At 70.8% G+C, this 22,780-nt stretch carries 24 protein-coding genes; 10 read left to right on the top strand and 14 right to left on the bottom strand.

Annotation, left to right across the window (positions count from 1 at the left end; genetic code table 11):
- Positions 1–261: 261 nt before the first annotated feature.
- The 5 genes from AB0924_RS37095 to AB0924_RS37075 all read right to left on the bottom strand — a co-directional run bounded on the left by AB0924_RS37095 (position 262) and on the right by AB0924_RS37075 (position 7,354).
- A complete protein-coding gene (locus AB0924_RS37095; RefSeq protein ID WP_366913824.1) occupies positions 262–954 on the bottom strand; it encodes a hypothetical protein in 693 nt (230 codons plus the stop codon).
- 115 nt (positions 955–1,069) lie between these two features.
- Complete coding sequence (locus tag AB0924_RS37090; RefSeq protein ID WP_366913823.1) at positions 1,070–2,986, bottom strand: hypothetical protein; 1,917 nt, start codon at positions 2,984–2,986, stop codon at positions 1,070–1,072.
- Positions 2,987–3,480: 494 nt separating this feature from the next.
- Complete coding sequence (locus AB0924_RS37085; protein ID WP_366913822.1) at positions 3,481–3,693, bottom strand: hypothetical protein; 213 nt, start codon at positions 3,691–3,693, stop codon at positions 3,481–3,483.
- A gap of 1,374 nt (positions 3,694–5,067) precedes the next feature.
- On the bottom strand, positions 5,068–5,988 hold the full coding sequence (locus tag AB0924_RS37080; protein ID WP_366913821.1) for a serine hydrolase: 921 nt from the start codon (positions 5,986–5,988) through the stop codon (positions 5,068–5,070).
- A gap of 268 nt (positions 5,989–6,256) precedes the next feature.
- On the bottom strand, positions 6,257–7,354 hold the full coding sequence (locus AB0924_RS37075; RefSeq protein ID WP_358940003.1) for a MerR family transcriptional regulator: 1,098 nt from the start codon (positions 7,352–7,354) through the stop codon (positions 6,257–6,259).
- 388 nt (positions 7,355–7,742) lie between these two features.
- Here AB0924_RS37075 and AB0924_RS37070 point away from each other — a divergent pair, with 388 nt between their 5' ends.
- Complete coding sequence (locus AB0924_RS37070; protein ID WP_366913829.1) at positions 7,743–8,555, top strand: class I SAM-dependent methyltransferase; 813 nt, start codon at positions 7,743–7,745, stop codon at positions 8,553–8,555.
- 104 nt (positions 8,556–8,659) lie between these two features.
- Positions 8,660–9,145, top strand: coding sequence for a hypothetical protein (locus tag AB0924_RS37065; protein WP_366913820.1), 486 nt, complete (start codon positions 8,660–8,662; stop codon positions 9,143–9,145).
- A gap of 241 nt (positions 9,146–9,386) precedes the next feature.
- Here the strand turns inward: AB0924_RS37065 and AB0924_RS37060 are convergent, their stop codons facing one another.
- From AB0924_RS37060 to AB0924_RS37050, 3 genes are all read right to left on the bottom strand, one after another.
- Positions 9,387–9,950: a dihydrofolate reductase family protein gene (locus tag AB0924_RS37060; protein ID WP_366913819.1), complete on the bottom strand. Its 564-nt coding sequence runs from the start codon at positions 9,948–9,950 to the stop codon at positions 9,387–9,389.
- Between the two features lie 216 nt (positions 9,951–10,166).
- Entirely contained in the window at positions 10,167–10,406 is a 240-nt protein-coding gene (locus tag AB0924_RS37055; RefSeq protein ID WP_358939991.1) for a hypothetical protein, read from the bottom strand.
- Between the two features lie 542 nt (positions 10,407–10,948).
- Positions 10,949–11,476 carry a transcriptional regulator gene (locus AB0924_RS37050; RefSeq protein ID WP_366913818.1) on the bottom strand — a complete coding sequence of 176 codons (528 nt, stop codon included), beginning with the start codon at positions 11,474–11,476 and terminating at the stop codon, positions 10,949–10,951.
- A 220-nt stretch (positions 11,477–11,696) separates the two neighbouring features.
- Here AB0924_RS37050 and AB0924_RS37045 point away from each other — a divergent pair, with 220 nt between their 5' ends.
- The 7 genes from AB0924_RS37045 (at position 11,697) to AB0924_RS37015 (ending at position 18,119) form a co-directional block, all read left to right on the top strand.
- Positions 11,697–12,002 (top strand): helix-turn-helix transcriptional regulator, encoded by a 306-nt coding sequence (locus tag AB0924_RS37045; protein ID WP_358939995.1) that lies wholly within the window; start codon positions 11,697–11,699, stop codon positions 12,000–12,002.
- Between the two features lie 221 nt (positions 12,003–12,223).
- Positions 12,224–12,823, top strand: a complete 600-nt coding sequence (locus tag AB0924_RS37040; RefSeq protein WP_358939997.1) for a sigma-70 family RNA polymerase sigma factor — start codon at positions 12,224–12,226, stop codon at positions 12,821–12,823.
- A complete protein-coding gene (locus AB0924_RS37035) occupies positions 12,820–14,112 on the top strand; it encodes a BN159_2729 family protein (RefSeq protein WP_366913817.1) in 1,293 nt (430 codons plus the stop codon). The genes AB0924_RS37040 and AB0924_RS37035 overlap by 4 nt, the downstream gene beginning before the upstream one ends.
- Before the next feature lie 201 nt (positions 14,113–14,313).
- Positions 14,314–14,541: a hypothetical protein gene (locus tag AB0924_RS37030; protein ID WP_366913816.1), complete on the top strand. Its 228-nt coding sequence runs from the start codon at positions 14,314–14,316 to the stop codon at positions 14,539–14,541.
- 410 nt (positions 14,542–14,951) lie between these two features.
- Positions 14,952–15,524: a dihydrofolate reductase family protein gene (locus AB0924_RS37025; RefSeq protein ID WP_366913815.1), complete on the top strand. Its 573-nt coding sequence runs from the start codon at positions 14,952–14,954 to the stop codon at positions 15,522–15,524.
- A gap of 455 nt (positions 15,525–15,979) precedes the next feature.
- The gene (locus tag AB0924_RS37020) at positions 15,980–17,170 is read left to right on the top strand and encodes an FAD-dependent oxidoreductase (protein WP_366913814.1); all 1,191 of its coding nucleotides are present in this window, start codon (positions 15,980–15,982) and stop codon (positions 17,168–17,170) included.
- 10 nt (positions 17,171–17,180) lie between these two features.
- Positions 17,181–18,119: a sigma-70 family RNA polymerase sigma factor gene (locus tag AB0924_RS37015; RefSeq protein ID WP_366913813.1), complete on the top strand. Its 939-nt coding sequence runs from the start codon at positions 17,181–17,183 to the stop codon at positions 18,117–18,119.
- A gap of 220 nt (positions 18,120–18,339) precedes the next feature.
- On the opposite strand, the gene AB0924_RS37010 is transcribed toward AB0924_RS37015, so the two are convergent.
- A complete protein-coding gene (locus tag AB0924_RS37010; protein ID WP_366913812.1) occupies positions 18,340–18,816 on the bottom strand; it encodes a hypothetical protein in 477 nt (158 codons plus the stop codon).
- A 167-nt stretch (positions 18,817–18,983) separates the two neighbouring features.
- On the bottom strand, positions 18,984–20,192 hold the full coding sequence (locus tag AB0924_RS37005) for an RNA-guided endonuclease TnpB family protein (protein WP_366913811.1): 1,209 nt from the start codon (positions 20,190–20,192) through the stop codon (positions 18,984–18,986).
- A gap of 284 nt (positions 20,193–20,476) precedes the next feature.
- On the opposite strand from AB0924_RS37005, the gene AB0924_RS37000 reads away from it, so the two are divergent.
- A complete protein-coding gene (locus AB0924_RS37000; protein ID WP_359557497.1) occupies positions 20,477–20,848 on the top strand; it encodes a helix-turn-helix transcriptional regulator in 372 nt (123 codons plus the stop codon).
- A 43-nt stretch (positions 20,849–20,891) separates the two neighbouring features.
- Here the strand turns inward: AB0924_RS37000 and AB0924_RS36995 are convergent, their stop codons facing one another.
- The 4 genes from AB0924_RS36995 to AB0924_RS36980 all read right to left on the bottom strand — a co-directional run bounded on the left by AB0924_RS36995 (position 20,892) and on the right by AB0924_RS36980 (position 22,749).
- Entirely contained in the window at positions 20,892–21,161 is a 270-nt protein-coding gene (locus AB0924_RS36995; protein ID WP_366913810.1) for a hypothetical protein, read from the bottom strand.
- A gap of 11 nt (positions 21,162–21,172) precedes the next feature.
- The gene (locus tag AB0924_RS36990; protein WP_366913809.1) at positions 21,173–21,940 is read right to left on the bottom strand and encodes an IS3 family transposase; all 768 of its coding nucleotides are present in this window, start codon (positions 21,938–21,940) and stop codon (positions 21,173–21,175) included.
- Positions 21,937–22,194 carry a helix-turn-helix domain-containing protein gene (locus tag AB0924_RS36985; protein ID WP_366913808.1) on the bottom strand — a complete coding sequence of 86 codons (258 nt, stop codon included), beginning with the start codon at positions 22,192–22,194 and terminating at the stop codon, positions 21,937–21,939. The genes AB0924_RS36990 and AB0924_RS36985 overlap by 4 nt, the downstream gene beginning before the upstream one ends.
- 342 nt (positions 22,195–22,536) lie before the next feature.
- Positions 22,537–22,749 carry a hypothetical protein gene (locus AB0924_RS36980; RefSeq protein WP_358940705.1) on the bottom strand — a complete coding sequence of 71 codons (213 nt, stop codon included), beginning with the start codon at positions 22,747–22,749 and terminating at the stop codon, positions 22,537–22,539.
- Between the last annotated feature and the right edge of the window lie 31 nt (positions 22,750–22,780).

Here is a 22,780-nt window from a genome sequence, read left to right as displayed (position 1 = left end):
CTGGTGTGGGCTGGTGGCGGGGGTTGGATGGGGTGTGTGTGTTTGCGGCATCCGTCGCCGGGGTGGGCGGGTCGGGGGTGGGTGGCGGGGTCGGGCGGGAGGTTCGGGGCGGGTGCCTGGTGGGTGGTGGGCGGTTCTGGGTGGGTGGTGGTGGGCTTTCTGCGTGGTTCTGGTGGGTTGGGTGGTTGTGCGGGTGGTTGTCGTCTGTGTGGGTGTGGGCTGGTGGTCCTGGAGGGGGCTGGGGGTGGGGTGGGGGTGGGGTTAGCGGATGTGGCGGTGCATGGTGACGGTGGGTGTGAAGTGGGTGTGGGGGTTGGTGGTGTTGCTGGTGCGGGGTGCTTGTGCGGCTTCGCGGTCGAGGATGGTTTTGATTTGGTGGGCGAGGTTGTCGGCGTGGTGGGTGATCTGGTCGATGGGGAGGCGGGATGTTTTGAGGGTGTCGATTTGGCGGTTGATGTCGGCGAGTTCGGTGCGTGCCTGGCGGCTGAGGGTGAGTTGTCGGGGTGTGGTGATGATGAATTGGTAGGCGGCGGAGAGGGTTTGGCAGGTGGGGCAGTGGTTGTTGACGGCTTGGCTGAGGTTGGTGGCGTTGATGAGGCGTGCGTTGGGGCCGGCTGTGGTGACGATCTGGTAGGAGAGGGCGATGGAGCGGCAGGGGTTGTCGGTGCTGCAGCCGGCGGAGATGGCGGTGGCGCGGTTGTTGGCGGTGACGGCGGTGGTGGGGCCGTATTCGTGGATGGCGAAGGTTTTCTGGAACTGGTTCATGTGGGTCCTGTCGGCGTGGCTGTAGGCGGTGTCGACGGCGATGGCGGCGTGGGGGAAGGTGCCGGTGCGGGTGGGGGTGGCGCGTGCTGTGGTGGTGATGGTGGTGATGGCGAGGCCGGCGGTGACGGCGGCGCCGAGACGGATGGCTGTTTTGGTGGTGGTGGGGGTGCGGGGTTTGCGGTGGTGCATGGTCTTCTCCTGTGTGCTGGCGGTGTGGTGACGGGGTGTCAGGGGTGGTCTGGGGTTGATGGCTTGGTCGTTGGGGGTGAGGAGGGCCGCCGGGGGTGGTGTGGTGACGTGATGGTTAGGGCTGGCTGGGGCCTGGCGGGGTGGTTGCCGGGGGTGAGGTCGGGGTGGGGGACTGGGATGGTGGGGGGGTGTGGGAGGGGGGTGGGGTGGGGGTGTGGCTTGGGGATGGGCTGGGCCGGGTGGGGGTGGGCGGGGTTGTGGGGTGGGGTGTGCGGGTGTCGGGGGGTGGGGTGGCGGGGGGTGTGGTGGAGGGCGTGCCGGTGGGGGTGGGCTGGTTGCTGGTGGTGGGGTGGGGGGCTGGTGCGGGCCGGCTGGTTGTGGTGGTGGGGGTGGGGTGGGTGGCCGGAGGGGTGGTGGTGGGGTGTGTGGGGGTGGGTTTGGGGGGGTGGGTGGGTGTGCCTGGTTGGAGGAGGGGGGTGGCGGGGGCTGCTTGGGGGAGGGGTTGTGGGGTGAGGCCGTGGGTCCAGGCGGTGGCGAGGACGGCGCAGGTGGTGGCGGTGGCGGTGGCCAGTGCCAGGCGCAGCATGGGTTTGCCGTGGGTTGCTTTCGCTGCGGCGCGCCAGAGGCGGGTGGTGAGGCGGGTGGTGAGGTAGGTGCCGCCGGCGAGGGGGCACAGGAGCATGAGGGTGCCGATGGTGCCGACGAGTCCGGCGGTGGGGTGTCCGGTGGTGAACGCGGTGATGGTGCCGAGGGTTTGGTGGTGCAGGGCGCGGGTGGCGGTGGTGAGGAGGCGGGGGAGGTTCCACAGGGCGTAGGCGGCTTCGGCGGTCAGGAGGGGGACCATGGTGAGGACCCACACGGTGACGATGGTGCGTGCGGAGCGTTTGAGGCCGGTGACCTGGGCGGCGGCGGTGCGGTGGTGTTTGCCGGGGAGCAGGCTGTGGAGGATGGGTTTGATCTTGCCGTAGAGGTCGGGGACGCCGGCGAGGTCGCCGAGGATGTAGTAGCCGTCGAGGCGGACGGCGGGCATGAGTTGTTCGAGGACTTCGAAGTGGGCGAGGTAGACGGCGGCGAGGAGGAAGGGCTGGCCGGTGATCAGGTAGCCGGTGGTGAGGGCCAGCATGAACAGGATGTTGAAGTAGACGCCGCCGAGTCCGGTGCGCAGGCGGCCGGCTTTCCCGATGCGGTAGACGTCGGTGACGTCGGTGTACATGGAGGGCCAGATGAGGAAGATGCCGCAGCCGATTTTTCCTGGTGTTGCTCCGCTGTAGCGGCAGGCGGAGGCGTGTCCGAACTCGTGGAAGAGGAGGGAGGCCACGGTGAGCAGGAAGATGATGAGCATCCACAGGGGTTGTTCGAGGACTTGCAGGACGGCGGTCATGGCTCCGTGGACGGCGAAGAGCCAGACGTCCATGGCGATGGCGCCGGCCAGGGTGAGTGCCACGATCGGGGGGCGGTGCAGCCAGGCGAGGGCGGCGGCGATGCGGGCGACGTGTCTGTCGTGGAAGATCGTTCTGTGGCCGCGCAGGGCGAGCAGGAGGTCGGAGCGGGGCGCGTTGGCGGCGTCGCCGGGGTGGCCGTCCGGGGGGAGGGTGATGCCGAGCGGGGTGAGTTTGTGCTCGATGAGGTGGAGGATGTTGTCGGTGGTGATTTCGGCGCCGTAGCGGCCGCTGACCCGGTGGGAGACGGCTTCGGCGTCGCGGACGCCGTCGATGCTTGCGACGACGAGGTACAGCAGCCGGGAGAGCTGGATGACCTGTCCGTCGCCGCGGCGGACGATGTAGCGGCGTTCGGTGAAGCCCGACCCCTTGTATTCACCCAGGGTCTGCAGGCCCTGGCTCGGTTGGGGGACGGGTGCGCCGTGCGGGGGTGCGGGGGTGTGGGCCGTCGTGGGGGGTGCCGGGTGCGCGTGGCCGGCGGGGGTGTGGGCGTCGGGTGTGCCGGTGGCGGCTGCCTGCCCGGGGAGGTGTCCGGGGTGTGGGGGGTGGGCCTGCAGGGTGGTGCGGCTGGCGTGGTCGTCGGACGCCGGCATGGTCTTCTCCTGGGCGCGGTTGACGGTTCGGCACGTGGGCGAGGCGCGGTGCGCGGCGCGGCCGGTGGGAGCGGCGCGTGATCCCCGTGGGCCCGTTCACGGGTGGCACCGCCCCCTGCGCGGGCCGGCGCCCCTCGTGAACGGGCCCGCGGGGGCGGTTCACGGGTGGCCGGTGCGTGGGCCGCGACATCGCTGCCGGCCTGCTGTTGGTCGCTCCGCCGGTTCGGCGCGGGCCGGGCCGGCCGGGCGGTGCCGCACGTGGATGAGGTGGGGCCGGGCTGCGAGGAGGGCGGTCCCGGCGTGGCGGGCTCGAGCGCTGAAGGCCGGTGCGGCCGGAGCGCTCACGTAGGGCGCCTGCTGCCGACTGGGTTGGTGGTGACGTCGCTTGGCGCCCCATGGAAGAAGGAAGGGGGTGTGGCGCGGTGCGTGTCCGCCGGGTGAGCCGGGCGGGGCCGGGGCCGTCCACCGGCCCGGCCCCGCCCGGCTCCTGTGTGCTACTGCTGCACGCTGATGCCCTGGGTGGCCTCGGACTGGGCGACCGCGTACGGCGAGCACTGGTTCAGCGCGGTCGACTCGTTGTGCGCGTCCACGTGGGCCACCTTCTTCGTGACGGTGGTCATCTTGGCGAAGTTGAACGAGAACTTGCCGAGCGCCTCACGCCCCGGCAGCAGTTCCGCGGTCTCGGCCTCGAGCTGGTCCATGTTCATGAAAAGGGTTCCTTTCATCCTTCAAGTGGTGTGTGCATGGGGAGGAGTTCCGGCGCTCGCGTCCCGGCATGTGTTGGTGGGCCGCTTCTGCCGGTCTCGCTTGTTCGAACCTGCCGGCGCGTTCCGGCGGACAGTGAGCGAGCAGCAGGTTGTCCGCACGGCCCGCGCCGGAAGGTTCGACGGACGGCGGGAAGTGCCTCGCCTTTCGTCGCCGGGTCATGCGGAAACCCGGCTGCTCAAGTCGGGGCGCGGCGTATCTGGGGGTGAGCCGCCCAACCGTCCGAAGTCTCCGAACAGTTCGTCCGGAGGGTCCGGACAGTAGCCGAAGCCGAAGGAAAAGCGCAAACGATCCAAATGCGACATTCGTTCAAAGTCGCACGGCTGTTCTTTCGTGCGGCGTCACCAGGACCGGCTGCGCCCGGCCCCGCGTCCGTCGTGCCGCGCGCCGGGCCCCGGCCGGGCGCGGTGCCCCCCGGCCCCGCGTCCGGGCGTGCCGGCCGGGCGCGGGGCCGCGGGTGCCGGCCGGTGCTCTGCACGGCCGGGCGGCGGCACCGCGCGGTCGTGCCACCGTGGGTGGGAGGGTGGAGGTGTAGCGGGTGCGGCCATGGGGGCTGGCACGCACCGCAGTCGTGGGCGCGGGGGTATGGGGCGTGGGACGGCGGGGACGGCGTCGTCGTCAACGCAAGTCCGGTCGTCGCGCATTGACGCAGGGTGTGCTCGCGCGCGGTGTGCGCGGGCGCGCACACGGCCGCCGCCGGGCCGCCGGGTCGGCTCGGTGTCTTGTGCCGGCTGGTTCTGGGCGCCTGTTCAACGGGGCCCGGGAACGGGTCATGTCGCCCGTGTCTCGTGGCCAACTGGCTTCGCCGTTCGGGGTTTGCCGAGTCCGCGGCGGACCGGATTGTCGACCACCTCGGTCCGCTGACCGCCCTTCAGCCCCGCAAGCGGTTCGCGGAGGGGACCAGCATGCTCGGCCCTGCACTCGACGGTGATCACTTCCGGATTCCGCTGAGGACGACGGCGGCACCGGCGATGCCGCCGATCCGGCTGAGGGTGAGGGTGACGTGCTGCAGCAAGTGCCGGCGTTGCCCGCGTTTGGAACGGCGGCTCGTTCGCCGAGCGCACGGACGCTTCTGATCAGGCCGCTTGCGGTTTGCGTGGCGCGCAGCCTCCTCGACTTGGCTTTCAGACGCCGATGCGCCAGACGGGGCGGTATGCCCCTCCCGGCCGCAGTACCCCCGCCCCCGGCGAGGTGGGCGCCGCGGGACACCGGGCCACGGCCACCGAACGCGCCCCCGCTCCTGGGCGCGCCCCCGCTCCGAACTCGGCGCCGCTCCCGGGCGCGCGCCGTTGCTCTCGGGTGTGGCGCCGCGGTCCTCACTGGGCCTGGGGCGTCCGATCCGTTCGCAGGTGGTCCAGGGCTGTTCGGGCCGCGGTGCCGAGGACATCGTCGTGGACGGGTGTGCCGGGCGTCAGCGGCCGGGTGAGGACGGCGATCGCGTACCGCCGTCCGTCGGGGAAGGCGACCACGCCGACGTCGTTGCTGACGCCACCGGGCACGGTGCCCGACTTGGACGCGACCAGCACGTCGGGTTCGAAGCCGGTGGCGATCTTCCGGGTGAGCCGCTGCTGTCCCAGCGTCCGACGCAGGTTCGAGCACGCCTCGGCGGGGCCGGCCTCGTCCCGCCAGATCGCGCGGACGAGGGCGGCCAGGTCGTCGGCGGTTGCACTGCTGATCCGTCCCGGCCGCATCCCCGGCGATGCCAGCACCCGCTGCCACAGCGCCTCGCCCTCCTCCGGTGATGCGGCGTGTCGGACCGCGTCGGCCATCGCGCCCCAGCCGGCGAACCCGGCGTCGCGCGCCGCGGTGTCGAACTCGTGCTGGATCGTGCCCGGCAGGTGGAAGCCGGTGGAGCCGAGCCCGGCCAGGCGCGCCCTGACCCGTTCGATACCGACCCGGCGGATCAGCACGTCGGTGGCCGTGTTGTCGCTGATGGTCAGCATCAACCGGGCAACATCCCGCAGCGACATCTCCACCGGGTCCTCAGCGATGCACAGCCCCTGACCGCCCGCCGTCGCTTCGGCCGGCACGACAACCACGCGCTCAGTGGGGTCCAACTCCCCTTCTCCTGCCTGGCAGAAGAACTCCAGGCCGATGGCGATCTTGACCGTGGAGGCCGCCACCGCGAGCTCTGCTCCCGCCACCGACAGCCGGCCCCGCCCGTCGATCTCCGCCGCGCTCAGGCTTCCGAAGCAGCCGCCGGCCGCGAACACCTCGCCAATCGTCTCTTCAATCACCCGCTCACCGTGGTGCCTGGCGACCGCGCGGGCAGCGGTGTTCACCATGAGCGTGTCCGCCGCCGGCCGCATGGGGCCGGCCGGGCGGAGGATGGCCGTTCATATGGGGCCGTCCGGGCGGAGGATGGCCGTTCATATGGGGCCGGCCGGGCGGAGGATGGCCGTTTTCGCCGCGGCACGGGGCCGGCCGGGTGGCAGGGGGGAGGACCAGTCGAGCCGGCTCGCCGTCCAGGGTGCCGTCCTGGCGGCGGTGGACGTGTTTCGCGGGTCAGGCGATGAGCAGGCGCAGGCCGAGATCTGCCGCGTCGAGGTCGGCGAGGGAAGGGTTGCGTTCGGCCCACCGGCCGGAGTCGAGGTCGTCGCCAAGGTTTCGTACCGCCCGCCGTTCGGCCTGCGGCCCGACCCTGGTCCACACCGACATCGCGCGGCGCACGTGGTCCTCCAGATACGCCCGGGGGCGGCGCCAGTAGGCCTCGAACAGGCCGTCGGTGCAGTCCCACGGGACGGGCACCGGCTCGGTGCGGGCGGCGATCGCGTCGGCCATCGAGGCGAGCGAGGGAAATTCGGCGAGGACGGTGGTGAACTCGGGCAGGTAGTCGCGGGTGAGCCAGAACCGGTTCTGCCATCCGGGTTCGTCGGTGTCGAACGTGAGCACCACCACGCGGCGGGCCACGCGCCGCATCTCGCGCAGCCCGGCTATGGGGTCCTGCCAGTGGTGGACGGTGGAGACGGCCATCGCGACGTCGAAGCACTGGTCCTCGAACGGCAGGCTCTCCGCGGTGGCGGCCACGCACGGCGCCGCCCCGGCGGGCCGCTGTCGGCGCATGACCGCCGACGGCTCCACCGCGGTCACCTCGCGGTCGGCCGGTTCGTAGGAGCCGGTGCCGGCCCCGACGTTCAGTACCGTCCGCGCGTCGCCGAGCGCCGCCCAGACCTGCGCGGCGATCCGCGGATCGGTGCGCCGTGTCGCGGTGTAGGCGCCGCCGATCGCGTCGTACAGCCGTGCACCGAGCATCCCCAGTTGCTCCTGCGGTGTCACCTTCCATCCCTTCGCCCTGGTCCGGAGTTCTTGGTCGATGGCCGCCACCATGGCCTCGGCGCGGTCACGTTGTTCCAGCAGCAGGCCGCGCAGCCGGCGCAGGTGCGCGACCGCGTCGGTGGACGGGTCGCCGACCAGTTGTGCGATCTCCCGCAGTCCGAAGCCCAGCCGCCGGTAGGCCAGCACCTGGCGCAGCCGCTCCACGTCGCCCGCCGCATAGGCCCGGTATCCGGCCGCGGTCCGCGCCGAGGGGCGTACGAGTCCGATCGCGTCGTAGTGATGCAGTGTGCGGACGCTCACGCCGGCCAGTTCGGCCACGCGTCCCACCCTCCAGTGATCCTCCACGGCACCGACTATGCAGCCTGACGCCGCGTGAGGGTCAACAGCCCCCCTCACGGCGAAGCGCCGAACGCCCGCCAGAAAAGGCGACGGTGTCCACCGGGCCAATAGGGGGCGTGGCCCGCCCGTACTGCCTCACGCCGGCCGGTGGTGAACATCCGCTGTTCGTTCCCGCGCTCCGGCCCACCTCGCGTGGTCGCGTACACAGGGCGACCGCTGATCTTCGCCGCAGGGTGGTTTTGGTGGTCGTGGGCGGTCAGTGCGCGCATGACCGGGCCGGCCGTGCCTCAAGGCCGGCTCCACTCATCAGGCCCCGTTGGAACCGATCTAGGCTGGCGTGGTGACTGATGAGCAGGAGCGGGTGCAGCCGTCGGGAGTGTGGGCCACGGCGGTGGGGGTGGCCAGGGTGCGGGCGCTGGAGACCGAGCGGGAGAACGCTCTGTTTCGCGACCCGCTGGCACAGGCCTTCGCCGCCGCCGGCGGCCTGTGGCCCTCCTCGCCGCCGCCCGGCGACGAGGCCGCGCGACGCCGCCGGCTGGCCGTGTCGTTCTCCATCGTCATCAGGACGAAGTTCCTCGACGACCTGTTGCGGCAGGCCTGCGCGTCCGGGGTCCGCCAGGTCGTGCTGCTCGGTGCCGGCATGGACAGCCGGGCCTTCCGGATGGACTGGCCCGACGGCACCCGGCTGTTCGAGGTCGACACCGCCGCGCCACTGGACTTCAAGGCCTCGGTGCTGCGCCGGGAGCGGGCCGTCGCGCGCTGCGAGCGGATCACCGTCGCGGTGGATCTGCGTGAGGACTGGCCGGCCGCGCTGGCCGCCGCAGGGCACGACCCGGCCGCGCCGACCGCGTGGATCGCCGAAGGACTGCTGATCTACCTGCCCGAGGATGCGGTGGAGCTGCTGCTGGCCCGGATCAGCACGCGGTCGGCGGCAGGCAGCCGGATGGGGCTGACCTTGGGCTCGCGCGGCGTGATCGAGCGCTTCGGCACGGACGCCGCGCCGGGATCGGCGGCGTCCCTGTGGATCTCGGAGATGCCCGACGACCCGGTGCGCTGGCTGGCCGGGCACGGCTGGGAGGCCGACAGCCACACCCTGCGCGAGCGTGCCGCCGCCTACGGCCGCCCGATCAGCACCCCGCCGCAGCGCGAGGAGCGGCCCGGCCAGCTGATCTCGGCGGTCCGCCGGTGAAGCGCCTCCCGGTTCCGCAGGGCGCCCTCCGCCCAGGTCGCTTGCTCTTTCCTGGAGGTGATCCGCTGTCCTGGTGCAGGTGGTGCCTCCATAGGATCAGCGTCATGACGGCCGATGCCCCGCTCACCCGCCAGTCGTTCCGGCGCCTGAACCCGATCAGCACGCCCCGGCCGGTGTCCCAGTTGCCGGACCGTGTCTGGACCGACGAGGACTGGGACCGGATCCGGCACGGATACCGAGCCCGGGACATGGATGAGAAGTGGAACCTCTTCGTTGAGGACGATGTCCTTTACATGCACCGGAGTTGGACCGGCCACGGCGTCTACGAGGTGTCCTTCGCCCCGGCGGCCGGCCGTGGGATGAGGATCGCCTCTGCCGTGGTCGAGGCCGACGGCAAGCGCTGTCGGAGCATGGGCGACGCGTACGACTGCCTGATGATGGAGCTGGTCATCAGCGCGATCGTCCCCGGTGAGAGCGCCGCCGAACTCCGCGCCGGTCTGGTCGAGTTGACCGCCAGGGCTTCGCGAAGGAGCGACCTTCCCCCGGGCGCGGTGGAGCACAGTGTTCTGGGACTGCGCTCTGGATCGTAAGTTCCGCATCCCGAAGAGTGCTGTCACAACCCGGGCTCGTGTGAAGAGGCAGGACACGGCGAGGCACTGGATGCACGGGATGAGGACCGGACCTCATGCGACCGCCATAGGTCGACAGGCCGACAGGTCGACCAAGAGACCCCCCCTGCAGCCGCAGCCGCGGCTGTAACCCCGCGGCCGTGGCCCGGTGGCCGTGGTGTACGGCCACCGGGACGCCGGCCGGTGATGCCTCCAGCAGGCCCTACCGTGCCACGCGGTAGCGGAGGTAGACGACGTTGGAGCGGAAGGTGCGGGTCTCGGCGAGTTCGAGGTCGACTCGGCGTTCGTGCCGGGGGAAGAACGGGGTGCCGCCGCCGACCAGTACCGGGTAGACCATGGCCCGGTACTCGTCGATCAGATCCGATGCGGCCGCCTCGGCGGCGAGGGCCGCGCCGCCGATCGCGATGTCGCCTTCTGCCGGTTCGGCGCGCAGCCGTTCGATCTCCTGTGCCAGGGTGCCGGAGGCGAGGCGGGCCTGGCCCTGCACCGCCTGGAGCGTGGTGGAGAACACCACCTTGGGAAGCGGCTTCCACAGGGCGGTCCACTCCAGTTCGGAGGCGTCGAGGGTGGGGTCCTGGTCGGCGTTCTCCCAGTACAGCATCGTCTCGTAGAGCCGTCGCCCCAGCAGGTGGACGCCGACCTGGCGGATCTCGTCGATCCAGAAGCGGAAGACCTCCTCGTCGGGCGCCGTCCAGCCGAATTCGCCGTCCGGTCCGACGATGTAGCCGTCGAGTGAGACGCTCATCGAATAGGTCACGCTGCGCATCCAAAGTCCTCCTCGGGTGACGCCGGTTCGACTGCAGGACCGCCAGGCGCCGTACAACTCATCGCGGCTCGCGACATCCCTCCGGGGCCGAGTCGTCCCACGAGATCATTTCGCCCGGAAAGACCTTACGCCGCCCGGGGCGGGCTCCGCCGGGAAAGACCGGCCGCCCCACGGCAGCGGGAAAGACGAATGACGTCCGCCGGCTGCACCGGCAACTCAGTTGACGGTCAGCCGGTAGACCGTCAGCTCGTTTCCGTCGACATGGACATGAAAGTCCGGGGGGCCTGTGCCGAGTGTGGGAACGGCGTTGTGGACGGTCTTGAGTTCTTCGGCGCTGAGAACGGCGGCAGCAGCTTTGATCATATCGGTGAGCGTCGTCTGCGGTACCTGCCGCAGCGCGTCACCGGAAAGCAGGACCACCGCCTCGCCGGTGTGGCTGCGCACGACAGCGGTCATGGGGGCTCCGTGTACGACAAGCACCTGATACCCCTCTCGGCGTGGCCCTTTTCGACCCGCTGGATGTGGCACGGCAGGAGGATATTCCCCGTTCTTCCGGTGATCGTGAGCCGTGGTGCGGGCACTGGATTCCGGGAAGATTCCGCCGAGCTTAGCGGGAGAGCCATTGCCGAGGGGGGCGGACCCGGCGGGCGCGCATGTGCTCGAATTTCGGCGCGGCCGCGAGGCGTGGTGACGCTGCCGGTGATCGCGGTACACGGCCACCAGGCCCCCGGCCCCGGTCCGCCCGGCGCCGCGCCACTCGGGCGCGCGCCGGGCCACCACCCCCCCCGGGGTGTGGCGGCAGATGACGCACACCGGCCCGCGCGCCTCGCGCGACACCGGCCCGCACGCCTCGCGCGATACGGGCCGCGCCCGTCTGGCGATTGGGCGGCCGGTGCGTCACGTCCCCTCCTCGGGCGGTCAGTTCCTGCCGCGACGGCCGGCGTGCGGCGATCCGGGGGAGGGGGACCCGGGGGAGGGGGATCCTGGCGGCAGGGGCGTCATCTGCGGGTGCGCCACGTGCCGTTGTGGTCGTCTTCCAAAACGGCACGGGATCTGGCGGCCGCGTCGATTTCCGCCTGCAGTGCGATCGCGTGGACGATGCTCCCGTTCAGTGTCCTGCGGATGATGGGATCGGTGATTCTCCATGCGGTCATGGCTTCGTCCGGTGAGAGTGCCGCCGTGTTCGGTGCCTGTCGTGGTGAGGGAGATCCCCGTCGTGGTGATTCGGGTCCTCGCTGCTCGGGAATGAGACCGCTCTCCACCAGAACCATCCGGTGATCAAGATTGAGGACGGTCGCCCACGTCGTCAATTGCGAGGACAGCGGCAATGTTTTGCCCTCCAGTGTCCGGCTGATGGTGGTCAGGCTCAGACCGGTCGCGGCCGCCAGTTGCGCCCGGCCGCCGTGGCGCCGGCGGACGTCGTATCCGGCTGCCGTGGCAGCCTGGGTGAGATACGCGCCGATCCGCTGCGCCTGAGCCTGTCGTTCGGCACGGCTGTCGTGGGGGGAATCCTTCGCACTCCGCATGGTCGGAGGGTAGCGCGCAGGCATGTTGTCACATGCTGGTTGCACGCGTGCACCTTTGCAGGTCACAACCTAGATCGGCATTTGTGCAGGCCACATCCCGAATCTCGCATTGGTGTGCGAATCAAAATACCCTTGCGTCACTCATATCCGGCAACTTGCATATGTTGCGCGCGTGTGGGTCAGCCGCACGGCTGCACGTTGCTGAGGGGGTCTATTGACCATGCTTCGCCTCCATATGGCCACGCTCCTGCTCAAGGCCAGGGAACTGGGTGACGAAAGCGTCGCCGACATGGCGCAGCGCACCGGTATCAGCAGGTCGACGCTCCACCGGCTCGCGAGCGGAACGAAACAGCCGAGCCTGGCCACGCTCTGGACGCTGCGCGACGCCTACCGTGTCCGGCTCGACGCGCTCGTCTACGACGACCCGCAGACGCTGCAGCGCAGCCTTCCGCAGCGCCGGCGTGTGCCCGCCCGGGAACGGCACCGCCTGCGGCCCGGGGACCTCGGCCGGTATACGGCCGACTGAGAACCGGCCCGGTCCCCGGCCGGCACGCGACCGACCGGGAACCGGCCCGGTCCCGACCCGGCACGGGGGCCTCGGCCGGCATGCGGCCGTCCGAGAACCGGCCCGGTTGCCTTCACCCCCCGGGGCTCGCGGCCCGCCGGGCGGTCTTCGCGACCCCCGCCCCACGTTCTGCCGGCAGCCCACCTCACCACTCCTCCTTTCCCGACGACCGGAGCAATCCTTTGACCACTCAGGCTCACGACGCTGCCCCCGACGGCGGCGCCCCGGGGGAACCGGCCCTCATCACCCGCGCCCAGCAAGGCGATCGCGAGGCGTTCGCCGAGCTGTACCGGATGCACCACGGCGTCATCGCCACCCTCATCGGCCAGCGCGTCAGATCACACACCGCCCTGGCCGAGGACCTCACCGCGGACGTCTTCATGAAGGCATGGATCAAGATCAACACCTTCACGTGGAACGGGACGTCGATCCGTGCCTGGCTGTGCACCATCGCACGCCATGTGGTCGCCGACCACTTCAAGACCGCCATGACCCGCAACCTCACCTTCGTCGGCCAGATCACCCAGGTGACAGATACCTGGGCCCCTTCGGTGCGCGACACTGAAGAAACCGTTCTGTCCTCGCTCGCGCTGGACGACCTGCATCACGCCCTCTCCGAGATCACCCCCCGTCAGCAGGTCGTCATCCGGCTGCGGTTCCTGGGCGAGATGTCCGTCCGCGAGACCGCCCGCACCATGGGCACCACCGACGGCGCCGTCAAAACACTCCAGTGGCGCGCCCTCGACTCCCTCCGCAAGGCCTACCCGGGAGCTGTGGCATGACCATCGCCTACAACAAGGACACCGACCTCGAGCGGGAACTCACCGCCCGCCTCAGCGAACTCGCCCACGCCTTCATCGCCGATCTCAACGCACAGGGCCGCCTGGTGGAAACGGGCGGCGCCGACACACTCAGACGACTCAGACAACAGCAACCGACGCCGCCTGCCGAGCTCAACGCCGAGCCCGGCGACGCCGGACGCGAGGCCACCGGCATCGAGGCGCACCCCGCACCGGGCGCGCCGACCCTGTGGGAGGCGGTCACCGCGCCCCGCTCCGCCGAGGACGCACCCCGCCCACCCACAACGCCCCGCCCGCTGCATATCCTCGGCGCGTCGGAGCCGTACCCCGCGGGCGCGAACGTGCCCGACTCGTACGACGCCCCGGCCGCGGCGCTCGAACCGGCCCTGGTCCAGCAGCCGGCCGCGCCCGGACCGGTCACCGGACAGAGCACCGGTACCCAGGAGCAGCGCACGCCCGACGAGGGCCAGGCCCGGCCCCCGGCTGAGCGGGCCGCCGCGCGCGCCCCGGCACCCGCCCAGCAGCAGACTTCCGCGCCTGCCCTGGCTGCCGCCCGGCGGCCGGTCGCGCTCGGACCGGTCACCGGACAGAACAGCGGCGCCCGGGGGCCGCGCACGGCCGACGGAGGCCAGAGGCGGTTGCCGACCGCCGACCGCCAGAGCGCCGCGCCCGCCCAGCAGCCGGCCGCGCTCGAACCGGTCCCGGACCAGAGCGCCGGTGCCCAGGAGACGCGCACGCCCGGCGAGGGCCAGGCGCAGCCCTCGGCCGCGGGCACGGCGGCCAGGCTGCGGGCCGAGAACGCCGCCCGGCTCGAGGTCACGCAGATCACCTCGGATGATGAACGCGTCGACGTCCACATCCACGCCGTGTCGCTGGGCGACTGGGAGTACTGGCTGTCCGCGATCGGTGCGCCCCCGAACGCGCCGACCCGCCGCAGCGGATGGGTCCAGACCGCCACCGGGCACCTCGACGGTGTGGAGGTTCATCTCGCCGCGGAAGCGGTGCCGCGTCTCCTTCAGGAGGCGGTGCAGCAGGCCGCCGACCCCTTCGTGCTGGGGGGCCGCGTCTACGACCTCGCCCTCGGCCACACCGACCGCCTCGGCCAGACCTGGCTCTACGACGGCCTGCGCCAGGAGGACGACACCCCCCTTCTCACCCTGGGCGGTACCAGCGGCCCGCCCTACCCGCTCACCTCCGTCGTGGTGGCCAACGGACCCCTCACCCCCGCCGCCGCGCACCCCGACCACCCCGACCACCCCGAAACAGGCTGACCACGCCTCGCACCGCCGGCCACCCCTCGTACCGCCCCGGATCCCCACCACGGGAGCCCCGCACGGCAGTCGACGGCCGCCCGCACCGCAGCAGTCCGCCTGCCGGGGGAGGGGACCCGGCCCGTCGGGTCAAGGGCGAAGCAGGTTCGCGTGGTCGAAGGGCGGGCGGGCCGAGCCGTAGGGGTGTTGCGTGCACGGGCGATGGAGCAGGTCACGATCAGGCTCACGAGTGATCAGGCGCTGGTGCTGTCGCACTGGCCGGAGACGCCGCAGATGACAGACCTCAGCCGGGTCGCCGACGACCCGGCGCTCTGGGCACCGATCCATCGGATCACCAGAACGCCGGACAAAGCGCTTCCCGAGCTGTTCGCGCCTGACGACGAGCAGCGGCTTCAGACAGCTCGCCGCCGGCTTCGGCCGGAGTACTGAACCGAGCGGCGGTTTCGAACCCTCACCCGGTTGCGGCGGGCCAGGGTTCGCAGAAGGTCTTCGCCGCGCAGCATCGCAAAAGAGGACATCGGCCGGCCCGGCGCCGGGCCGGGCCGCTTCGTCCGGATCAGTAAGCTCGACCGCATCGGACACCGCCCCACTCTTCGCGGCAGGCCCGGTGCCGCTCGTCGCTGCCGGGCCGTCGCAACGGCGCACGATCGGGGGTGCGGCTGTCACCCCGAGGTGATCGGGTGGCCGAGTCCGCAGAAAAGGGGCGGCGACGGCCGATGAGTTCCTTCATGATCGGCAGTCAAAGATCACGGTTGGTGCGCGGCGGCCGCGAGGGCGCCTCGCAGCCGGCGCCGGCCGAGTTGGCTTGAGAACCGGACACGAGATACCGAGGAACAAAGATGCGCACCCTGATCAGCACCGCCTTCATCTCGCTCGACGGCGTCGTGGAGGCCCCCGGCGGCGAGCCCGGCTACCGGAACTCCGGCTGGACCTTCAAGGACATCGAGTTCCTCCCCGAGGCGTTCGACATCAAGGGCCGGGAGCAGAAGGAAGCCACCGCGATGCTGATGGGCCGGACCAGCTATCAGGCGTTCAGCCCGGTCTGGCCCGACATGGAGGACTTCGCCGACTACAAACTGATGCCGAAGTACGTCGTCTCGACCACCCTTGGCGAGGACGATCTCGTGACGAACTGGGGCGAGACGACGATCCTGCGCTCACTGGACGAGGTCGCCGCGCTGAAGAAGACCGAAGGCGGCCCGATCATCGTCCACGGCAGCGCCTCCCTGAACCAGGCCCTCGCGGACGCCGACCTCATCGACCGCTACCACCTGCTCGTCTTCCCGCTGCTGCTCGGAGCGGGCAAGCGGCTGTTCAGCACCACGGACAAGGACACGCAGAAGCTGAAGCTGGTCGAGCACGACGTCTACGCCAACGGCCTGCAGAAGAACGTGTTCGACGTCGTGCGCTGACAGGGCTCCCGGGCCCGCACCACCGCCGTGTCCGGTCTCGTCGCAGCGGGTGGCGATGCCGCGCCACTGCCCGAGACGGTTGATACGTCCCTCGACGGTGTGCGGGCTGGTTCCAGCGGGTGGCGCCCAAGGCGCCACCCCGGCCTCAGCGCGGTGGCCCGCGCAGGCACGGGGACCGGATGTGCCGGCCGCGATCCCTCCCGCACCACCGGTGTGCTCCCGCCGCCGAGCGACGGCCGGGAAAGCGCCGCCGGCAAGGGCTTACGGCTACCGCCCTCCGCGCCCGAAGGCGACGCGGGCGCGGCAGATCCGCGACTGCCGAAGGCAGACCCCGGCATCTGTCGCGGGTTCAGCCGTTCTTCGTGGTTCGGTGACCCGCGTCACACTCGGCTCCTGTCAGCGATCGGGGCGCCGTCTCGTTCAAAGGGGCACGCGAACGAGACAGGAGCAACGCCATGAAGCACCGCATCGTGGTACTCGGCGCCGGATACGCCGGGGCCTTCGCCGCCGGAAGCCTGGCCCGCCGGCTCTCTCCGGCCGACACCGAGATCACCGTCGTCAACGCCGTGCCCGATTTCGTGGAGCGGATGCGGCTCCACCAGCTCGCGATCGGCCAGGATCTCACGTTCCGCACGCTCGCCGACGTGTTCGCGGGCACCGGGGTGCGGCTGCGCCTGGCCCGCGTCACCGGCATCGACCCCGAGCGCAAGGCCGTCGCCGTGACCGGCGAGGACGGCGACACAGAGCTCGCATACGACACACTCCTCTACACGCTCGGCAGCTCCGTAGCCCACCACGGCGTGCCCGGCGTGGCCGAGCACGCCTTCGATGTGACCGGCCACGCCTCGGCGCTGCGTCTGCGTGAACGCCTGGCCGGCCTGGGCGAGGGCGGCACCGTGCTGGTCGTCGGTGAGGGGCTGACCGGCATCGAGACCGCCACCGAGTTCGCCGAGTCCCGGCCCGACCTCTCGGTCCAGCTCGCCGCCCGCGGCGAGCTGGGCGCCTGGCTCTCTGCGAAGGCCCGCCGCCACCTGCGCCAGGCCTTCGACCGGTGCGGCATCACCGTCCACGAACACACCGGCATCGAAGCCGTCGAGGCGACACGCGCGATCGCCGCCGACGGCAGGTCCATCCCGGCCGACGTGACCGTGTGGACGGCCGGGTTCGCCGTACACCCCATCGCGGCCGCCGGCGGCCTCCAGGTCGCCGAGACCGGCCAGATCGTCGTCGACCGCACCATGCGCTCGCTCTCGCACCCCGATGTCTACGCCGCCGGTGACAGCGCCTACGCGATCGGCGACAACGGCCGGCCGCTGCCGATGTCCTGCGCCTCGGCCGGCTACACCAACATGCAGGCGACCGCCGCGATCATCGCGCGCCTGAGGGGCAGCAAGGTCCCGACCGTCGGGCTGAAGTACTACGGCAACCACATCAGCCTCGGGCGGCGAGACGCGATCTTCCAGATGGTCGGCGCTAACGCCCGCTCGAAATCCTGGTACCTGGGCGGCCGGACCGCCGCACGCCTCAAGTCGGGCGTGCTCAAGGGGGCCGGGTGGAGCATCGCCCACCCGACCTTCGGCATGCCCCGGCGCAGGCACCGTCTGGGCACCGCCCCTGATCGGGCCGGTGTGAGGGCCGCCGCTTAGGCTGCTGCGCATGGACAGCGCAGCCGTCGATCGGTTCGAGGCCGGCCGGAGCCGGCTGGCCTCGCTCGCGTACCGCCTGCTCGGCTCGGCCGCCGACGCCGAGGACACCGTGCAGGAGGCGTTCCTGCGCTGGCAGGCCGCAGACCGCGACCGGATCGAGGTGCCGCAAGCGTGGCTGACCAAGGCCGTCACCCATCTCTGCCTCGACCGGCTCCGCTCGGCGCAGGCGCGCCACGAGCGCGCTGTCGGCGACTGGCTGCCCGAGCCGCTCCTCGAGGGCGATGCGATGCTCGGCCCTGCCGAGACTGTCGAGCAGCGCGAATCGGTGTCCCTGGCCGTCCTGATCCTCATGGAGCGCCTCTCACCCGTCGAACGGGCCGCTTACGTCCTGCGCGAGGCCTTCTCCTACCCTCATGCGGAGATCGCCCAGATCCTCGACATCACCGAGTCCGCGAGCCAGCAGCATGTCCACCGGGCCCGGATCCGGGTCACCGCCGAGCGCCGCGGCGGCGAGGAGGTGGACCCCGCGTCCGCGCGACGGATCGTCGAGGCATTCCTCGCCGCCGCCACGTCGGGGCGCACCGAACGGCTGGTGGCGCTGCTCACCGCCGACGCGACCGCAATCTCGGACGGCTTCGGACTGGCCAGGCGGCTGCTGCGGTACACCACGTGCAAACGGGTCGCCTCCTATGTGCGGGCCGGCTTCACGCCCACTGCGGCGAAGCGGCGGCTGGCCGGCGGCTCCCCCGCGATGCACATCGCGATGGTCAACGGCTCACCGGCCATCCTTGCCGTGACCGGCGAACGGGTCGTGGGCGCCGTGGCGTTCGAAGTCAGCGACGGCAAGGTCGCATCCCTGATCGGCATCGCCGCCGCGGACCGACTCGCCCGCCTCGACGAGGCCTGGCGGCAGCGCGACCCCGACGCGCCGATCATCAACGCATGGTGACGCAGCCACCGCAATCCACAGAACCGCATCGGAGTGAGGCGGCCCTTTTCGAGTTCAGCCAGGGTTCGGGCGGCGAGATGGCGATCGCCCTCGTCCAGCCGCGCCAGCCGCAGCCCCCAACGTCGCAGCGGAAGCGGAATCGTTCGAACCAGTGAAGCCACGCGAAGGCGCGCCCGCAATAGGAGCTGTCCCGTGAAGGGCCCTTGGGGTCGGCGGTGCGCTACCCCATGACCGCGCGGGCTGCGTCCAAGAACGCGAGCCGGTTGTCCTCCAGGTAGTCCCGCACGCTCTCGCCGTCCGGTAGGCCTTCCCACACCGTCCGGTTGAGGTCGAGGAAGTACGCGCGTGCCGCGTCGTGCACGGGCAGGGGGAACTGGATGCGGATGAGCCGTTCCGCGACCCACAGCCTGTTCATCACGTCCCGGGTCGTGAGGAACCAGTCGTGGGTGTCGTCCCATTCGGTCGGTCGGCTGAAGGCGGAGCGTTCGGCCTCGGCCCCCACTTCGATGAACCGCTCCAGCAAGGCCAGCCGTTCCGCCCGCCGTGCCTCGGACAAGGAGACCTGCTGCCGTTGCTGTTCAGCGCGTTGCGCCGAGAGTTGAGTCCTGTGCTGGACGAGGTAGGACAACGAACCGCCCAGGACGACACCGCCCAGCGATATGAGTGACCCCCAGACCTGACCTGACATGGCCGTCATCGTCGCATGCCGTGGATCTCTGGGGACGATCTCGCTGTGGCCGGTGCGATCACCGTGTGATCACGGCGTCGGCGCCGTCCTGGCAGCCCCGCACACCGGGCACCAGCACCGGCACGACGCCGGCCGGCCCGGTTCCGCGGGCGTTCGATCTTGACTTCCTCCCCCGCCTAAAGGCGGGGGATTCCAGCGGTCGCCCGCTGGGGTTCCTGCTTCATCGACGACCGCCCCGTCCGGGAGGACTCCCGTTGAGGTCTTACACCGTCTCCACAGGCAGACGCCGCCAGCCCGGCGGCCAGGATGTTGCGTGCCGCGTTCACGTCGCGGTCATGCACGGCGCCGCAGTCGCACGTCCACTCGCGGACGTTCAGCGGCAGCTTCCCGCGGACCGTGCCGCAGTTCCCGCACAGCTTGCTGGACGGGAACCAGCGGTCGATCACGACGAGTTCGCGCCCGTACCAGGCGCACTTGTACTCCAGCATGGAGCGAAGTTCCGTCCAGGCCGCATCCGAGATGGCGCGCGCGAGCTTGCCGTTCTTCAGCAGGTTGCGGACGGTGAGGTCCTCGATCACGACCGTTTGGTTCTCACGGACGAGCCGAGTGGACAGCTTGTGCAGGAAGTCGCGGCGCTGGTCGGCGATCCGCGCATGGATCTTGGCGACGCGACGCCGGGCTTTCTCCCGGTTGGCCGAGCCCTTCGCCTTCCGCGACAGCTCGCGCTGTGCGCGGGCGAGGCGGGCGCGGTCACGGCGTTCGTGCTTCGGGTTGGTGATCTTCTCGCCGGTGGACAGGGTCACCAGGGACGTGATCCCGGCGTCGATGCCCACGGCCTGCGTGGTTGCGGGCGCGGGCGTGATGGTGTCCTCGCACAGCAGGGACACGAACCAACGCCCGGCCGCGTCGCGGGACACGGTCACGGTCGTCGGCGCCACGCCTTCGGGCAGGGGACGCGACCAGCGGATGTCCAGCGGCTGGGCCATCTTGGCCAGAGTCAGTCGCCCGTCACGCCACTTGAAGGCGCTGCGGGTGTACTCGGCCGACGCTCGGGACTTCTTCCGGCTCTTGTAGCGCGGGTACTTCGCTTGCTTGGCGAAGAAGTTGGCGAACGCGGTCTGAAGGTGGCGCAGCGCCTGCTGAAGAGGGACGGAGGACACCTCCGCCAGGAAGGCCAGTTCCTCGGTCTTCTTCCACTGCGTCAGCGCCGCCGACGACTGCACGTAGGAGAGGCGGCGCTGCTCGCCGTACCAGGCCCGTGTGCGCTCCTCCAACGCCTTGTTGTACACGAGGCGGACGCAGCCGAACGTGCGGGACAGCTCTGCTGCCTGCTCGTTCGTGGGGTAAAAGCGGTACTTGAACGCCCGCTTGACCTGCTGCGCCATAGCTAACATTCTATCAGTTCCCGTGTGAAAGCCGGGTTCGGCCGGTGGCCATAGACGGCGAATCGCCCTGGCGGCGATTCGCCTTTCCCTGCCCCGCTACGCGGGAGCTTCGTTTCCTCCCCGGCCTGAAGGCCGGGGTATCCACGAAGGAGACCCGATGGCGTGAAGTCGGCGGGCAGGGTAGCGCAGGGCGGTGGGGGAGAAGAAGGTGCGGAACGCCCCGGCGATAGGGCCGTTAGACTCATCGACAGGCGGTCCCTCCCTCTTTCACAGGAAGAACCGGCGTGCCCAACACACTGCAGGAAATGATCAAGCACAAGCTGGACCAGCACGGCTGGTCCTACAGCGATGTAGCGCGCCGTGGTGGCATCTCCCGTTCGACGGTCCATCATCTGGCGACGTCGGAACGGCTGGCGCAGATGCCCCAGCAGACCACGGTGGAGGGCTTGGCCAGGGGACTGGGCATCCCGGTGGCGGCGGTGCAGCGGGCCGCCGCCGATGCCGCGGGCGTCAACCTGTACCTCGAGGACGCACCCGAGGCCGCGGATCCGGAGGTGGCGATCCTCATCGCGAGCGTGCACAAGCTGAGCCCGGCGGACCGCCGGCATGTGGCCGTCCTCGTCGAGTCCCTGCTGCACGCGAACGGCACCCCGTAGGGAAAAGGGGGGGGCATGTCTCCCGGCCTTGCGCCGGGTGCCGTCACCTCGGATGCGGATGCGGATGCGGATGCGGGTGCGGTTCAAGCGTTCGTGCCGTGGTGATCCAGTCGATGACGGCGTGCACGGTGACGCAGTCGAGTTCGGCCAGTTTGAACACGGCCTGGACGTCCGCGGCGGCGAGGGGAACACACACCCGGTCCAACGCGCCGTACAGGCGCAGCCGGTGGGCGTGGGCGGTGGAGGTGTCCTGCCCGGGGTGGATGTCGGGCCTGGGGCCGCCGGCGGCGGGCACAGATGCTGTCGTTTCCAATGTGGTCCGCCTTATGGGGTGGAAGGTTGCGCTGGCGGGGCGGCCGGGGCCTGCCGGGCGAAGCGGTCGAAAGTCTCGGTCAGCCGGTTCTCGGCCGACTGCCGGTCCGGCCAGGGGGCCGGGCCGTGCAGGTCGCGGTGGACGGTGTCCCAGAACGCGCCGACGAGTGCGTGGTCGTACCAGTCCCCGGCGGTTGCGCGGACGGGCGCGCATCGAAGTGAGCCGGTCCGCTCGGTGAAGGAGCAGGACGGCAAGGGCTCGTGGGCCGTCTGGGCGGCGGGTTCGACGCGGGTGATGGCGGCCATGAGGGCGTGCTGGACGAGGCCGCGGTGCGCTGTCGCGGCGGTGCTCCAGCCGATCAGGCAACGCGATGCGGTGTCGAGGACGACCGCCGTATACAGGGGGCCCTGAAGCGTGGTGACGGCCAGCACGTCGACAACCCAGCGCTGTTGGGGGGTACGGGCGCCTTCTGGCGGGGTGTGTTCGTGAGGCCGTCCTGCCTGGCCGCGGATCCCGGCCCCCTTCATGACGGCCTCCACGGTGGTGTGGCCGATGTCGATGCCGTAGCGGCGGCCGAGTTCCTGCGTCACCCTGCGGTATCCGTAGGCGCAGCCGGACTCCTGGTAGATGTCCAGGATCAGGCGGGTCAGCCACGCCCGGCGCAGCGCGCGGGGTAAGGGGGTGCGGGCGCGCCAGGCGTAGTACCCGGACTCCGAGACGCCCATGAGCACGGCGAGGTGGCGCGCGGTGAAACCGTGCGACGTCAGGTCGTGGATCACCTCGTAGCGTCTTTTGGGGGCATCATCTGCCGCAACGTGGCGATGACTTCGCGGCACAACAACACTTCCCTCTCCAGTTCGCCGATACGGGTGCGGGCCCGTGCCAGCTCCGCCCCCAGCGAACCGGAGCGCCGCCAGCGGTACACGGTCTGTGCAGAGATGCCCAGTTGCCGTGCCACCTCCTTCGCCGGGCGCCCTTCCAGGGCCAGTTGCTCCGCGCGGGCGCGCAGTGCTGCGGGGTGAGGACTGCTCACTGGATCGGGATCCCACTCGTTCATGCCGCCGCCGAAGGACGGGCGATAAGGACCTTGCCCGGGGAACGGTTCACTGCCTGACGCCGGCCGGTGGATACCGCCCGGCCCGCCGCCCGCCCGAAGCTCAAGGGGCCGACGCACAACCACGGTGCGTCCTCCGCTCAACGGGCGGGCGCCGCAAGGGCCCTGGCACCGGCGGCAGGCAGTGTCCGTCCGGCACCGGCACCGGCTGCCGACCGTGTCCACCACCCGGCATGCCGTGTGCCTTCGACCCCCGCGGCGCCGCGCCGCAGGGGCACGCCCCGAAAAGGCCTGCCCCTGCGTCCGCGTCACCAGGCCGTGCTACTGCCGGACGCTGATGGCCTGGGAGGCCTGCGACTGGGCGACCGCGAACGGCGAGTACTGGTTCACCGCCATCGACTCGTTGTGGGCGTCCACGTGCGCGATCTTCTTCGAGACCGTCGTCATCTTCGTGAAGCTGAACGAGAACTTGCCCAGCGCCTCACGGCCGGGCAGCAGCTCGGCGGTCTCGGCCTCAAGCCAGTCGTTGTTCATGAGGAAGCCTTTCAATGAAGGAAGGGATGTA

The sequence above is a fragment of the Streptomyces sp. NPDC047869 genome (assembly GCF_040704065.1).
Classification (GTDB): Bacteria; Actinomycetota; Actinomycetes; order Streptomycetales; family Streptomycetaceae; genus Streptomyces.
The sequence above is the reverse complement of the archived record's forward strand: the minus strand, read 5'-3'. Positions and strand labels throughout refer to the sequence as shown.